This is a genomic window from Streptomyces sp. NBC_00162 (assembly GCF_024611995.1).
Classification (GTDB): Bacteria; Actinomycetota; Actinomycetes; order Streptomycetales; family Streptomycetaceae; genus Streptomyces.
Window position 1 is genome coordinate 2,370,384 of record NZ_CP102509.1, and the last position, 15,092, is coordinate 2,385,475.

A 15,092-nucleotide genomic window follows, 5' to 3' on the forward strand; every position below is an offset into this window, starting at 1 on the left:
TCAGACCGCCTCTGCCTGACGGGCGGCCGCCAGGCGGACCGCGTCGAGGATCTTCTCGTAGCCCGTGCAACGGCAGAGGTTGCCGGACAGGGCCTCACGGATGTCCTGGTCGGACGGGGAGGAGTTCTCCTCGAGCAGCGCGTCGGCCTGGACCAGGAGGCCCGGGGTGCAGAAACCGCACTGGACGGCGCCGGCGTCGATGAACGCCTGCTGGATGTTGGAGAGCTCGACGCCCTCACCGGTCTGCGAGTCGCCCGGCTTGGCCTGCCACTGCTTGGCCGCGTCCAGGGACACGCCCTTGCTGCCGCAGCCGCCGCCGGTGCCGCAGGCACCGCCGTGGCCGTGCTCCTCGCGCTGCTTGGCGAACTCCGCCAGGCCCTCGACGGTCACGACGTCGCGACCCTCGACCTGACCGGCCGCGACCAGACAGGAACAGACCGGCACGCCGTCGAGACGGACGGTGCAGGAACCGCACTCGCCCTGCTCACAGGCGTTCTTCGAACCGGGCAGGCCCAGGCGCTCGCGCAGGACGTAGAGAAGGGACTCGCCCTCCCATACGTCGTCCGCTTCCTGCTGACGGCCGTTGACAGTGAAATTGACGCGCATGATTACGCAGCCCCTTCAAGCGAGCGGCCGTTGCCGGTACCGCGGTACTGCTCCCAGGTCCAGACGAGCTGGCGGCGAGCCATGATGCCGACCGCGTGACGGCGGTACTTCGCCGTGCCGCGGACGTCGTCGATCGGGTTGGCCGCGCCGGAGGCGAGGTCACCGAACTGCTTGGCGATCGACGGGGTGATGACCTTGCCCGACTCCCAGAAACCGCCCTCTTCGAGCGCGGCGTTCAGGAACTCCTCGGCGGCCTTCGCACGGATCGGGGTCGGCGCGGCCGAACCGATGCCGGTGCGGACCGTGCGGGTCTCCGGGTGCAGGGCCAGGCCGAACGCGCAGACCGCGATGACCATCGCGTTGCGGGAGCCGACCTTGGAGTACTGCTGGGGGCCATCCGCCTTGTCGATGTGGATGGTCTTGATGAGCTCGTCGGCGGCGAGCGCGTTGCGCTTGACGCCGGTGTAGAACTCGTCGATCGGGATCAGGCGAGAGCCGCGTACGGACTCCACCTCGACCTGCGCGCCGGCGGCGAGCAGTGCGGGGTGGGAGTCACCTGCCGGCGAGGCGCAACCGAGGTTGCCGCCGACGCCGCCGCGGTTACGGATCTGCGGGGACGCGACCGTGTGCGAGGCGAGCGCGAGACCCGGAAGCTCCGTGCGGAGGTTTTCCATGATCTGCGTGTACGGGACGGAGGCGCCCAGACGAACCACGTCCTCGCCGACCTCCCACTCCCGCAGCAGACCGATGCGGTTCAGGTCCAGGAGGTACTCCGGCCGACGGTGGTCGAAGTTGATCTCGACCATCACATCGGTGCCACCCGCAATCGGCACAGCTGTGGGGAACTCGGCCTTAGCGGCGAGCGCCTCCTCCCAGCTGGCGGGGCGAAGGAAGTCCATGTGCGGCTCTCTTCTTCTTCATCGTGTCGTTCACTTCAAGCCAGGAGGCCTAAGGGCCCTCGACTGGTCGTTCACGTGCTGTTAACGCGGTGTGGACTCAGTACACCGGCCGCCTGTCCCCCGGGTGCAGTCACCGAAACCATGAAGGAGTTGGCTGACGGCCTCCCTCGTCTTGTAGATTCGTATGAAAGGCAGGATGCAACGACCTGCCCGATTTCCAACGGCAACATTCGAGACAGATCGGCGGCGACATCATGCGGCTGCGCGCACTGCTGGAAACCGAGGCGCTGGGGCTGCGGCTGCTGGGCGGCGAGGATGAACTCGACCGGACGGTCCGCGGGGTCATGACGACCGACCTGCGTGATCCCAGCCGATACCTGACCGGGGGCGAGCTCGTCCTCACCGGCCTGGCCTGGCGTAGAAATTCAGCCGATTCCGAGCCGTTCGTACGAATCCTCGCGAGCGCGGGCGTCGCCGGGCTCGCCGCCGGCGAGGCGGAGCTGGGAGCCATCCCGGATGATCTGGTCTCGGCCTGTGTGCGCAACCGTCTGCCGCTGTTCGCCGTGAACGAGGACGTTGCATTCGCCACGATCACCGAGTACGTGGTGCGGCAGGTCTCCGGAGAGCGCGCGGGCGATCTCGCGGCCGTCGTGGACCGCCACCGGCGCCTGATGACCTCGGGTCCTGCGGGCGGTGGACCGGATGTGGTGCTGGATCTGCTCACCACCGACCTCGATCTCCGGGCCTGGGTGCTGTCCCCCACCGGCCGGCAGATCGCCGGGGCGGGCGAGCCGCTGGCACCGGGCGTCTGCGCGGCCCTGGCGAGTGAGCACCTCGCGGCGGTCCGGACGGGCCGCAGGGGACCGCACCGGATCTCCATTCAGGGTATTACCTACTCGCTCTTCCCGATCAGGGGACACGGCCGGGGCGCCACCGGGCCGGGCTCCCGGGACGTGCGCGAGAGCGTGCTGTCGGACTGGCTGCTGGCCGTGGAGGCGGACGCGGGCGACTGGCCCGCCGAGCGCCTGGACCTGCTCCAGGGCGTCACCCAGCTGATCGCCGTCGAGCGGGACCGGCGCGACGCGGCCCGCACGGTGCGCCGCCGTCTCGCACAAGAGGTCCTCGAACTGGTCCAGACGGGTGCTCCGCCCGCCGAGATCGCCGCCCGCCTGCGGGTGGCGGCGCCGGTGCTGCTGCCCGGCCTGGGCGCGGCCCCGCACTGGCAGGTCGTCGTGGCCCGGGTGGACTGGGACGGCGGGGACATCCCCGGCGGCCCGGTGGCCCAGTCGCTGCTGGAGGAGATCCTCGTCGACCCGTCCGTCTCGGGGCCGGAGCCCTCGGACCGGATCGCCGTCGCCCACGCCGGGGACGAGGCCATCGCCCTGGTGCCGCTGCCCTCGCTGACCGGGGAGGGCGGGGAGGACAAGGGCCCCGACTCGGCCCTGCACGCCGACGAGCTGCTCTCGGCCGTACGCGACCCCCTGCAGGCCGGTCTGGCCGACGACGGGCGGCTCACGCTGGGCGTCAGCGCGGCCGTGCACTCCGCCGAGGGGCTGCGCGGGGCGCTGGAGGAGGCCCGGCACGCCCGCCGGGTCGCCGCGGCCCGCCCGGGCCGGGTCTGCGCGGCCGGACACCACGAGCTGGCCTCGCACGTGCTGCTGCTGCCGTTCGTGCCGGACGACGTGCGGCGCGCCTTCACGGCCCGGCTGCTGGACCCGCTGCGGGACTACGACCGGCGCCACCGCGCGGAGCTGATTCCGACGCTGGAGGCCTTCCTGGACTGCGACGGCTCCTGGACCCGCTGCGCGACGCGGCTGCACCTGCACGTCAACACGCTGCGCTACCGGGTCGGGCGAATCGAGCAGTTGACGGGGCGTGACCTGTCCCGGCTGGAGGACAAGCTCGACTTCTTCCTGGCACTGCGCATGAGCTGAGAAGATCCGCCCCGGGGCCGACGGGTTCCGGCCCGGGGCGGCTGATGATCCGTCCGGACTTTGTGAAAGAGTTCACCCGACCCCTTGGCCGGAGCCGCAGATCCGTGCTCTCATTTCGCCCCAGGGCTCAATGATGTGCTGCTTGGTTGCTTCGGGGAGGGCAATGTGGCGGATACCGCCATGTCGGGTGCCGGAACTACCGGGGGAGAAGACCCCCTCCAGCGGGCGATATGGCGGCTGCGCTCGCGCGGCTGTTGGACCGACGCGGCGGCGCTGCTGACGCCGCACCTGGGAAACGCGGGAGCCGCCGTGCAGCGGACCGCGCTGCTGGTCGAGCGGTGCCTGTTCACGGGCCAGGGCTGGGCCGAGGCCGAGGACGCGCTGCGGGTCGCCGAGGCGGTCGCGCAGGACGACGACGACCGCGGGGCGGCCGCGTGCGAGCGGGGCCAGCTGGCGTACGCCGCGACCGTGCTCGGCGTACGGGACCGGGCCGACGAGGCCCGATCCGCGCTGGGCCGGGCGGCGGCCCTGCTGTCGCCGGGGTCCCGGACCCGTCCGCTGCTGGACTTCCGGCGGGGCCTGGTCGCCGAGCATCTGGCGGACGCCCCGCAGTCGGCGCGGCCGGCGTACCACCGGGCCCATGCGGGGGCCGAGGCGCACGGGGACACCCTGTTGCTGTCGTTCACCTGGCGGCACCTGGCCGCGCTGGCCCTGCGGGACGGTGAGGTCGCGGAGGCCCGCCACGGCTTCCTGGAGTCCCTGCGGATCCGGGAGGAGCTGGGGTTCCTGATCGGCACGGCCCCGGCGCTGGCCGCGCTGGCCGAAGCCGAGCCGGAGCCCGAGGCCGCCCGTCTCCGCGCGGAGGCCCGCCGCCTGTTCCACCTCCTGGGCGGCATCCCCACCTGGCTGGCGGACCAGCTCCACCCCGCCCCTTCGCCCGCGGCGTAGCCACCGGCACCCACACGGCGCTCCGCCCCGGGTCAGGGGGCGGAGCCCGTGAAGTGTTCGCGGACCAGGGACTCCACGACCGGGAGGTCACCGGCGGTCAGGGCCTCCAGCAGCGCCGCATGCTCCGCCGCGTCGGCGACGAGCTCCGCCCGCCGCACCCGCGGAGCGCCCGGCAGGGGCCACTGCGCCCGCCGGTGGAGCTCCTCGGCCACCTGGACCAGCTGGTCGTTCCCGGCCAGCGCGAGGATCTCGCGGTGGAAGGCCCGGTCCGCCTCCGCGTACCCCGGTACGTCGCCCGCCGCCGCCGCCTCCACCGTGGCGGCCGCGGCCGGCCGCAGGGCCTCCCATGTCGCCGCGGGCACGGAACGGGCCAGCCGGAGCATGACGGGGACCTCGAGCATGGCCCGTACCTCGGCCAGCTCCGCCAGCTCGCGCGGCGTGCGCGACAGGACGCGGAAGCCCCGGTTCGGGAGGCATTCCACCGCCCCCTCCAGGGCCAGCTGCTGCATCGCCTCGCGCACGGGGGTCGCGGAGACGCCGAAGCGGTCGCCCAGCGCCGGACCCGAGTAGATCTCGCCCGGCACCAGCTCACCGTCGACCAGCGCCGCGCGCAGCGCGTCGAGGATCTGTCCGCGCACCGAATGGCGCAGCACTTTCCGCGTCTGAGCCGGTACCCGGGCTCGGGCCGTGTCGTGCACTCGGTCCTCCTCGGGATGTCGGCCTGTCCCGAGGATACGGCCTGATCGAGTTCGGGTAAGGTAAGGCTAACCTGTTAACGATCGCGCGATTTGGTGGTCCGTCATGACCGTCACGGCCGTTCACCCCGCCGTCTCCTCCCCGGTGGCGGACGCGTACGCCCGGCTGGCCGAGGCCTACGCCGGGCTGCTGGTCGTCGAGCGGTCCGCGCACGACCCCGCCCCCAGCGGTGCGGGCTGGGTCGGCGCGGACGAGCTCGCGGCGGGCGGACCGGCCCTGGACGCCTTCCTCGCCTGGGACGACGCCCAGGTGCTGCGGGACTACGGGCAACAGGCCCGCCCCGACGTGGTCGCGAGCTTCGGGCTGCACCGGTACGCGTGGCCGGCCTGCCTGCTGATCACCGTGCCGTGGTTCCTGCACCGGCGGGTCCCGCGGCTCCCGGCCTCCCGGGTGGCCTTCCACCGGACGCTGGGCCGGATGGCCGTACACGTCGAAAGTTTCTCCTGCCTGCCGGACGACCCGGCGGCCGCTCTCCCCGGGGCCCGGGTCGTGCCCGACGAGGAGGCGCTGCGCGCCGAGGTGCGGGCAGCGGTGGCCCAGCACCTCGAGCCGGTGCTGGCAGGCTTCGGCCCGCGCATGCGGCGCGGCCGCCGCGCCCTGTGGGGCATGGTGACCGACGAGGTCGTCGAGAGCCTCTGGTACGTCGGCCACCTGCTCGGCGAGGAGCAGCGGGCCATGGCCGAGCTGGAGGCGCTCCTGCCCGGCTCGACCGCCCCGTACACGGGGGGCGCGGGATTCCGTACGCTCGCCGGGCCGGACGGCGGCGAGCTGCCCACCCGGGACCGGGCGAGCTGCTGCCTCTTCTACACGATCCGGCCGGACGACACCTGCGTCACCTGCCCCCGGACCTGCGACGCGGACCGTATCGCCCGGCTCACGGCGGCGGCCGAGGCAATCCCGAGCTGAACCCACCCCCAAGGGTGACGCTATTCGAACTCAACTCAGCTCGTACGGGCGCTAGTTCGAGCTACAACACCCTATCCGGCGGGCCCCGCCCCCCGATGGCGTCCACTTGCCCCGAAACCGGCGTGCCGGGCCGATCCGCTGCGCCACTATGGCGCCGGAAGGCCGCACACGCGAGGCAGAGGCAAGGGACACCCGCATGAGACTGACCGACATATCGCTGGACTGGCTGCTGCCCGGCAGCCTGCTGATCCTGGGCGTACTTGCGGCAGTTGCGGTACTGGCCCGTGGCAAGCGCGAGAGCGAGAAGGCCGCTGCCGACGACAGCTGGGAGCGCAGCGAGGAGCGCCGCAGGCGCAAGGAGGCCGTCTACGGCACCGCCTCCTACGTCCTGCTCTTCTGCTGCGCGGCGGTCGCCGCCGCGCTCTCCTTCCACGGGCTGGTCGGCTTCGGGCGGCAGAACCTCAACCTCTCCGGGGGCTGGGAGTACCTGGTCCCCTTCGGCCTCGACGGCGCCGCCATGTTCTGCTCGGTGCTCGCCGTCCGCGAGGCCAGCCACGGTGACGCGGCCCTCGGCTCGCGCATGCTGGTCTGGCTGTTCGCGGGGGCGGCCGCCTGGTTCAACTGGGTGCACGCACCGCGCGGGATGGGCCACGACGGGGCCCCGCAGTTCTTCGCCGGCATGTCCCTCTCGGCGGCCGTCCTCTTCGACCGGGCCCTCAAGCAGACCCGCCGGGCGGCGCTGCGCGAACAGGGCCTGATCCCCCGGCCGTTGCCGCAGATCCGGATGGTCCGCTGGCTGCGGGCCCCCCGGGAGACCTTCGGCGCGTGGTCGCTCATGCTGCTGGAGGGGGTGCGCACCCTCGACGAGGCCGTGGACGAGGTGCGCGAGGACAAGAAGGAGAAGGAGAACGACCGGCACCGCAGGCGGGAGCAGCACCGCCTGGACCGTGCGCACATCAGGGCGCTGGGCCGGCAGCACCGGGCCTTCGGGCGGACCCGCGCCCGCCAGGTCGACCTCCCGGAACTGACGCAGGGAGCGGGCTCCGCGCCGGTCGGCGCGGAGCCGGCCATACCGGATTCGGGACAACTGCCCCCGCGCCGAAGGCCCTCCCTGCAGGCCGTCAGCAGGACCGAGTCCCTTGAGGTGACCGGCCCCCGGACGGTGGACCTCACCGCCGAGGACGACACCCAGACGATCCCGCGGCTCGATTCACTGGAACGCAAACTCAAGGACCTGGAGCAGCAGTTCGGCTGACCGGTCCCGGCCTCGGACCCCGGAGGGCTCGCCCGCTCAGGCGAGCCCTCCGTCCAGTTCGAACCAGACCACCTTGCCGCGGCCCGGTTCCACCACGTCCACGCCCCACGCGTCGGCGAGCGCCTGCACCAGCACCAGCCCCCGGCCGTGCGTACCGTCGTCGGCGGTCGGTACGTACGGCAGGGGCCGCCGGGAGGCGTAGTCCCGGACCTCCACCCGCAGCCGGGCGGCGGCGAGGCTCGCGGAGACCTCCGCGCCCTGCTCGGTGTGGACGAGGGCGTTGGTGACGAGCTCGGTGACCAGGAGTTCGGCCACCTCCGCGGCATCGGCCCGGCACCGGTGGCGCAGTAACTCCCGTAAGGACCGCCGGACTTCGCCCACGGCCTTCAGATCCGCCCGGCGCACGCTCCGGCTGATCTCCAGCGCGTCCGCCGCTCCCCCGTCCTCGACGGAGGGCTCCCGCGGTACCGGCCGGCCCCTCTTCCACAGTTTCCCCGTGTTCGCCCCCACCCGCACGGCGGTCTACCTCCCGCGTTCATTGCTCTCGAACAGGTCTACGGGATGCATGCCCCCCGGACCGGTCCGCACTCCTGCGGGCTCAAGGGCGGGGCACGTTGCGGAGGTTGGATCGAGCCATCTGGATCATCCGGCCCACCCCGCCGTCCAGCACGATCTTGCTGGCCGAAAGTGCGAATCCGGTCACCATCTCGGCGCTGATCCTCGGCGGAATCGACAGGGCATTGGGATCGGTCACCACGTCCACCAGAGCGGGTCCCTTGTGCCGGAAAGCGTCCTTCAAAGCCCCTGTGAGCTGCTTGGGCTTCTCCACGCGGACCCCGTACGCGCCCGCCGCGCGGGCGATGGCGGCGAAATCGGGGTTCTTGTTCGCCGTTCCGTAGGAGGGCAGGCCGGAAACCAACATCTCCAACTCGACCATACCGAGGGATGAGTTGTTGAAGAGGACCACTTTGACGGGCAGGTCGTACTGCACCAGGGTGAGGAAATCTCCCATCAGCATCGAGAAACCGCCGTCACCCGACATCGACACCACTTGACGGCCCCGGTCGGTGAACTGTGCGCCGATGGCCTGCGGGAGGGCATTGGCCATGGAGCCGTGACTGAAGGAACCGATGATGCGCCGCTTGCCGTTCGGGGAAAGATAGCGCGCCGCCCACACATTGCACATGCCGGTGTCGACGGTGAACACGGCGTCCTCGTCGGCGAGTTCGTCGAGCACCGAGGCCACGTACTCGGGGTGGATGGGTGTGTGCTTCTCCACCTTGCGCGTGTAGGCCTTGACCACCCCCTCCAGGGCGTCCGCGTGCTTCTTCAGCATCCGGTCCAGGAAGCGGCGGTCCGTCTTGGCCTTCACCCGCGCGTTCAGGGCGCGCAGGGTCTCCCGTACGTCTCCCCAGACCGCGAGGTCCAACTTGGAGCGGCGCCCGAGGTGTTCGGGCCGGATGTCCACCTGGACGATCTTCACGTCGTCGGGGAGGAAGGCGTTGTACGGGAAGTCCGTGCCGAGCAGGATCAGCAGATCGCACTCGTGGGTCGCCTCGTAGGCCGCGCCGTAGCCGAGGAGCCCGCTCATACCGACGTCGTACGGATTGTCGTACTGGATCCACTCCTTCCCGCGCAGGGCGTGCCCGATGGGCGCCTTGACCCGGCCGGCGAACTCCATCACCTCGGCGTGCGCCCCGGCGGTGCCGCTGCCGCAGAAGAGCGTGACCTTGTCGGCCTCGTCGACGAGGCGGACCAGCTTCTCGATCTCGCCGTCGCCGGGGCGGACCGAGGGCCGGGCGGTGACGAGCGCGTGCTCCACCGACTTCTCCGGGGCGGGCTCCGCGGCGATGTCCCCGGGCAGCGCGACGACGCCGACCCCGCTGCGGCCGACGGCGTGCTGGATGGCGGTCTGGAGCACCCGCGGCATCTGCCGGGGGTTGGAGATCAACTCGCTGTAGTGGCTGCACTCGCTGAACAGCCGGTCGGGGTGGGTCTCCTGGAAGTAGCCGAGGCCGATCTCCGAGGAGGGGATGTGCGAGGCGAGCGCGAGGACCGGGGCCATGGAGCGGTGGGCGTCGTACAGGCCGTTGATCAGGTGCAGGTTTCCCGGGCCGCAGGAGCCCGCGCAGGCGGCCAGGCGGCCGGTGATCTGGGCCTCGGCGCCGGCCGCGAAGGCCGCCGTCTCCTCGTGGCGGACCTGGATCCAGTCGATGCCATCCGTCCGGCGGATCGCGTCCACCACCGGGTTGAGGCTATCGCCGACGACCCCGTACAGCCTGCGCACGCCGGCGCGCACGAGGATGTCGACGAACTGCTCTGCCACGTTCTGCTTGGCCATGGGGGAAGCACCCTTCGGTTCTCCGTCGCGTGTGCCTCCCATCCAGCCATGTATGCGCCGGTTACGCCTCCCAGACCGCGGCGGCGGTGCGGTCGTCGGCGTAGCCCTTGAGCCGGAGCTGGGTGTCCGCGAGGAAGGCCGCGAGGCCGGGCGGTTCCGGCTCGGCCCAGCGCGCGGCGAGCTCGGCCGGGAGGACCGGCTCCTCGCGCATCGGCTCCGCCAGCCCGCCGGAGCACAGCAGCAGGGTGTCGCCCGGGTGGGCCACGGACGCGCGGAACCGGAAGCCCCCGTCGGCGGGCTCCGCGGGCTCTCCCGGCTCTCCGGGCCTGCGGGGGTCGGCGGTGCGCTCCTCCAGCGGCTCCAGGTCCTGCCACTCTCCGGACCGCAGCCGGAACAGCCCGCCCGCGCCGGAGCCGAAGCACACCCGGGTCCGGCATTCGGGGTCCACCGGGAGCAGCAGGCCGCGCAGTCCGGCGGTGTACGCCTCCTCGGCGAGCCCCAGCTCGGCGGCGCGGGCCCGCAGCCGCCCGTAGCCCCGGTCGGTGAGGCGCTGGAGGCCCGAGCGGAGGGCGTCGCGGCGCCCGGCCCGGATGTCGTCGGCCAGCCGCTCCTGGCTCCGCCCGACGGCCGCCGCGACGGTGCGGCAGAGCTCGGCGGCGGCCTCCGCGGCTCCGGGGGCGGCCCGGTCGCCGCCGGCGAGGGCCACCAGGACCAGGGCGTCGTCGCCGCCGCCGAACCGGGCGGTGAGGAGGAAGTCGCGGCGGGGCTCGCCGCGGAACCGGGCGGAGTCCCCGCGCAGGGAGGCGGCACGCAGGGTGTAGGTGCCGTAGCGGGCGCCCTCCAGGACGGTGTCGGGGGTCAGCCCGTCCAGGGCGGCCGGGTCGGCGGGCGGGAGCGCGCCGGGCTCGGCTGCGTAGGTGGGGGCGCGGTCGCCGAGGTGGCGCACCTCAGGCCGCCCGGCGGCGGGCGGCTCCGGCACGGGAGCGGGCGCGGCCGCGGGCGGCGGCGCGGGCGGCGCGGCCTCGGCGGGCCGCTCCGGGGTTTCGGCGCGCGGCACCTCCCACCGCCACACGGGCAGTTCGGGCGGCGGTTCGGGGGCTCGTACGGGCGGCACGTCCACACCCCCGAGCGCGTACCCGGTGGCGTCCTGCTGCCTCGGATCGCGCGGGGGCGGCACGGCGGCCGAAGGCGGCGCGGGGGGCCATCCCGGCGGGGGCGGCGGCGGGGAGCGGCGGGGGCCCGGGAGCAGCGCCTCAGGGGCAGGCGGGGGTTTCGGCGGGGCGGGCGGCGGCGAGGGCCGCACCGGCTCGTGGCCCGGCGCCGAAACCGCTCCCGGGTCCGTGGTCACGCCCGCCGCCGAACGGAAGCGGTGGTCCAGCGTGTCCCCCGGGTCGGGTGCCGGTCCGGCTTCCGGGTCCTCGTAGAGCTTCTGCCACCAGTCGTCCGCGCCCTGCTGACTCATGCCCTCATTCTCGGCCTCCGGCGGGGGCGGAAAACGCCGAATGCACGAAAAGGGTCCACCGGGCCGCCGCCCGGTGGACCCTTCCACCCTTACCCGTACGGACTAGCGGACGTCGTACGCCCGCGCGACCGCCTGGGTAACGGAGGCACCGTTCGCGTCGGTCAGTTCGACCTTCAGCGACACCTGCTTGCCGTTGGCCCCGGCGTGGTCCACGACCGCGCTCCACTTGCCTGCGCGCTCGCTCACCTTCGCCTCGGTCCAGTGCTCACCGTCGTAGGAGTACGACAGCTTCGCCGACTTCAGCGCGCCGGGCGCGTAGCCCGCGTGTCCGGTGACGCTCAGGCCGATGCTCTGGCCGTTCGCCGCCGCGACCGTCTTCATCCCGTCCAGCGGGGCCGCGTACCGCGGGAAGAGGATCGGCAGCCCCTGCGAGTACGCCGACGCGTCGAGCTTCGAGGTGAAGCCCCAGGTCGTCTGGACCGACGTGGAGCGCTGCCAGACCCGCGCGGGCGGGCCGATCTTCTCGATGGCCTGGGTCAGTTCGTACCGGCCCGCCTCGGCCGGGACCTCGAAGACCCCGAACGGGTACCAGCTCTCGCCGATGACCTCGCCGTCGCGCTTGAGCTGGAGGCTGCCGATGTCACCGAAGGAGCCCGGCTGGGCGGCGTGGCGGCTGTCGCCCCACATGGCGGCGGCGAAGCCGATCAGGTTGCCCTGCCGTTCGGCGGCCAGGGTCTCCTTGCCGGAGAGGTCGCGCGGCGCGACCGGGGCGGTCACCCCGTCGTACCAACTCGCGGCGGTCTTCTGTCCCTTGGCGTAGGTGTGCTGCTCGCCGACCATGAACTCGCCCCAGGGGAAGCTGCTGGAGAGCATCTGGTCCCAGGCCGTGTCCCCGGCGGTGTAGAACTCGGTGCGCTTGCCCGGCGTCGCGACCGTCTCGATCCCGCCGAAGTACACCGCGCTGCCGATCGGCCGGTAGGCACCGGCCAGGTCGATGAAGTCGGCCGCCACGCCCATGGAGTTGTAGGTGGACTCCACCTGGCCGAGCTCGCGGTCGCGCACCCGGTAGGTGTGAGCGCCCTTGACCTCTCCCGTCTCGGGGAAGGCGAGGGAGTAGACGTACGGGCTGTTCGCGGTGGCCTTCCAGGACAGCGTGACCTTGCCCGCCGCCAGGCGGGCCAGCAGCGCCTTGCCCTCGGCGGTCTCGATGGCCAGCGCGGGCAGCGCGCCGCCCGCGTAGCCGGTGAAGCCGACCCAGCGGCCGGGAGCCTCACGGTAGGCGAGCAGCGCCTTGGCGCCGGCGGCCTGCGCGTTCTGTGCGACCTCGTACAGCGCCCCGTCGGTGACCTTGACCAGGACGACCGCGTCCTTGGCGGCGACCGCGGCGAGCTCCCCGGGGGTGCCGGCGCCCGCGTCGACCAGCGGCGCGCTGCCGTTTCCGTCGAGGTTGTCGCTGCCGGTGGACGCGGTGATCGGGTGCAGGACCGGACCGCCGGCGACCTTCAGCTCGGAGACCAGCGGCGCGGCCGCCCGCCAGTAGCTGCCGAACTCGAACTCGCCGTCCTTCGCACGGCCTTCGACGGAGGAGTAGAAGCCGCGGATGGTCCGGCCGCCCGCGGCGGTGCCGGCGTGCAGCCACACGTCGTCCCAGCTGCGGGCGAACCCGAGGGTGGTGTTGCGGGCCTCGGCCGGCTTGTCGGCCTCGACGGCCAGGCGCCCGGCCTTGCGGGCGTCGAGCACGATGGTCGTGTCCTTCTTCACCTCGACCTGCGGGCGGCCGAGGTAGGTGAGGGAGTCGATGAGCCGGTCGTCTCCCTCACCCGCGTCGGGGGTGCCGACGAAGGCGGAGAGGAAGTACGCGCCCGGCCGGACCCGGTAGACCTGGTCGACGGAGCCGTCGTTGAAGCGGCGCTCGCCGGTGGCGTCGTCGGTGCCGATCACGTCCAGGGAGGACGGTCCGGCGGCCGGCTTGCCCGCACGGTCCACGAGCTTGACGCGCAGGGTCACCGTCTCCGGCTCGACGTACAGCGAGAAGGGGGTGGAGACGCGCACGCCGTTCGCCGTGGCGACGATCCGGCCGGTGACGTCCCCGTACTGGGAGCGCGCCAGCTCGGCGGCCGGGTCGAGGGCGAGCGGCACCGTGACGGTGGCGCCGGCCGGGACGGTCACGGTGCGCCGGTCGAGGCGGGCGACCTGGCTGCGGACTGCGGAGCCGTCGTTGCCGGTGACCTTCTCGACGGCGAGGTTCAGGGTGACCGGCTCGGTGCCCGTGTTGGTGTACGGGACCTGCACGGTCGTCCGGTCGCTGCGGTCCTGCGGCCAGTTGTACGTGCCGCCCTGGACGGCGGGGGCGCCGGTGACGGTGGTGTCGATGGCCGCCTGCACGTCGAGGCGGCCGCCGCCGGTCTCCCGTACGTCCCCGGGCACCGCGGTGTTCGCCGAACCGACGAGGGCCGCCTTGACCTGCTGCGAGGTCCAGTCGGGGTGGCGCTGCTTGACGATGGCGGCGGCGCCCGCGACGTGCGGGGTGGCCATCGAGGTCCCCGACATGCCCTGGTACGCGTACACCCCGCGGCCGCCCGCCGCGGCGGCGGAGATCCCGACGCCGGGGGCGGCGATCTCGGGCTTGAGGGTGTGCTGGAGTCCGGCCGGGCCGCGGCTGGAGAAGACGGCCGTGGTGTCGTCGCGGTCGACGGCGCCCACCGTCAGCACACTGGCCGCACAACCGGGAGAGGAGACCGTGTTGTTGCCGGGGCCCGAGTTGCCGGCGGCGATGACGAAGAGCGGGCCCTGCTGGGAGAGCCGTTCCGCGGCCGCGGCGAGCGGGTCGTCGCAGGCGGTCTGGGAGGGGTCGCCGAGGCTCATGGAGACCACGTCGGCCTTGCTCGCGACGGCCCACTCCATGCCGGCGATGATCCACGAGTCGAGGCCGTAGCCCCCGTCGTTGAGGACCTTGCCGCTGAGCAGTTCGGCGCCGGGGGCCACGCCCTTCTTGGCGCCGCCGCTCTCGGCTCCGGAGCCGCCGACGGTGGAGATGGTGTGGGTGCCGTGCCCCTGCCGGTCCGTGTCGGTGTCCGAGTCGGTGAAATTCTTCGAGTCGGCGACGCGGCCCTTGAGGTCGGGGTGTTCGAGGTCGGTGCCGGTGTCCAGGACGGCGACCTTGGTGCCCTTGCCGTCGTATCCGGCGGCCCAGGCGGCGGTGGCGTTCACCTGCCGGGTGGAGCGCTCCAGGTTCGCCTGGACCTTGCCGTCCAGCCACAGCTTCTTCAGTCCGCCCGAGACGGAGCGCGCGCGGGCGTCCGTACCGGTGACGTCGGCCCAGAACGCGGCGGCCTGCTCCTTGTCGGCGGAGAGGGCGACGCCGCCGATGGAGCCGAGGACGAGGGAGCGGTCGGCGCCGCGGGGCGCGGGCGGGGCGCTGCGCGCCACGTTCACGGAGCCGTCGTAGACCGCGATGAGCGGGAGCTTCTTGGCGTGTGCGTCGTCGTAGCCCTGCCGGATGAGGCCGGTGACGTTGAAGAGCTCGTGGTCGGCCTTGCCCGCGGCGAGGGCCTTCACCGCGCTCTCCGGGTAGACGTAGAGGTCCTTGCCGGACTGGCGGGTCTGCACCACCGGCTGCGAGCCGTCCGCGCGCGGCATGGCGGTGGCGGCCGTGCGGCCGGCCGCGTCGGTGGAGACCAGGATCCGGTCGCCGGTGACGAGGGTCACCGTGACGGGGGCGGTGGGCTGCTTTCCGGCCGCCTCGCTGCCCACGAGTGGTCTCTCTCCAGGCGCTCCGTCGCTCGGCTGTGCCGCCGACGGGCCGACGGCGGTGACGGCCAGGACGGCCGCTGTTGCCGCCCCGAGCGTCGTTCGCGATATCGGGCGCATCGCTCTCCCCAGGTGAATTCCGGCCAACTACTGCATTGCACGGCAAAGCTGCCGCGTAAATGGCTTCTGGCCAGCGGATGTTGGTGCTGCGGTGGCATGACCTTTACAGAGAGCC

11 protein-coding genes are annotated in these 15,092 nt (G+C 72.8%); 4 read left to right on the forward strand and 7 right to left on the reverse strand.

All coding sequences use genetic code 11. From position 1 onward, the window contains the following. Entirely contained in the window at positions 1-606 is a 606-nt protein-coding gene (locus JIW86_RS11295) for a (2Fe-2S)-binding protein (RefSeq protein ID WP_257553638.1), read from the reverse strand. A 2-nt stretch (positions 607-608) separates the two neighbouring features. Then, a complete protein-coding gene (locus JIW86_RS11300; RefSeq protein WP_215146374.1) occupies positions 609-1,505 on the reverse strand; it encodes an FAD binding domain-containing protein in 897 nt (298 codons plus the stop codon). Between the two features lie 254 nt (positions 1,506-1,759). Between JIW86_RS11300 and JIW86_RS11305 the strand changes: the two genes are divergently transcribed. Further along, complete coding sequence (locus JIW86_RS11305; RefSeq protein ID WP_257553639.1) at positions 1,760-3,439, forward strand: PucR family transcriptional regulator; 1,680 nt, start codon at positions 1,760-1,762, stop codon at positions 3,437-3,439. 180 nt (positions 3,440-3,619) lie between these two features. Beyond that, entirely contained in the window at positions 3,620-4,387 is a 768-nt protein-coding gene (locus JIW86_RS11310; protein WP_215146407.1) for a hypothetical protein, read from the forward strand. 32 nt (positions 4,388-4,419) lie between these two features. Here JIW86_RS11310 and JIW86_RS11315 read toward each other — a convergent pair whose 3' ends face one another. Next, a complete protein-coding gene (locus JIW86_RS11315) occupies positions 4,420-5,085 on the reverse strand; it encodes a GntR family transcriptional regulator (protein ID WP_257553640.1) in 666 nt (221 codons plus the stop codon). A 103-nt stretch (positions 5,086-5,188) separates the two neighbouring features. Between JIW86_RS11315 and JIW86_RS11320 the strand changes: the two genes are divergently transcribed. Next, positions 5,189-6,049 carry a (2Fe-2S)-binding protein gene (locus tag JIW86_RS11320; protein WP_257553641.1) on the forward strand — a complete coding sequence of 287 codons (861 nt, stop codon included), beginning with the start codon at positions 5,189-5,191 and terminating at the stop codon, positions 6,047-6,049. Positions 6,050-6,245: 196 nt separating this feature from the next. Next, positions 6,246-7,304, forward strand: a complete 1,059-nt coding sequence (locus JIW86_RS11325; RefSeq protein ID WP_257553642.1) for a DUF2637 domain-containing protein — start codon at positions 6,246-6,248, stop codon at positions 7,302-7,304. A gap of 36 nt (positions 7,305-7,340) precedes the next feature. On the opposite strand, the gene JIW86_RS11330 is transcribed toward JIW86_RS11325, so the two are convergent. The 4 genes from JIW86_RS11330 to JIW86_RS11345 form a co-directional block, all read right to left on the reverse strand. Further along, positions 7,341-7,727, reverse strand: a complete 387-nt coding sequence (locus JIW86_RS11330; RefSeq protein ID WP_257559288.1) for an ATP-binding protein — start codon at positions 7,725-7,727, stop codon at positions 7,341-7,343. A 175-nt stretch (positions 7,728-7,902) separates the two neighbouring features. Further along, entirely contained in the window at positions 7,903-9,645 is a 1,743-nt protein-coding gene (locus tag JIW86_RS11335; RefSeq protein ID WP_257553643.1) for a pyruvate dehydrogenase, read from the reverse strand. Positions 9,646-9,706: 61 nt separating this feature from the next. Then, a complete protein-coding gene (locus tag JIW86_RS11340; RefSeq protein WP_257553644.1) occupies positions 9,707-11,107 on the reverse strand; it encodes a protein phosphatase 2C domain-containing protein in 1,401 nt (466 codons plus the stop codon). Between the two features lie 102 nt (positions 11,108-11,209). After that, positions 11,210-14,977, reverse strand: a complete 3,768-nt coding sequence (locus JIW86_RS11345) for a S8 family peptidase (protein ID WP_257553646.1) — start codon at positions 14,975-14,977, stop codon at positions 11,210-11,212. Between the last annotated feature and the right edge of the window lie 115 nt (positions 14,978-15,092).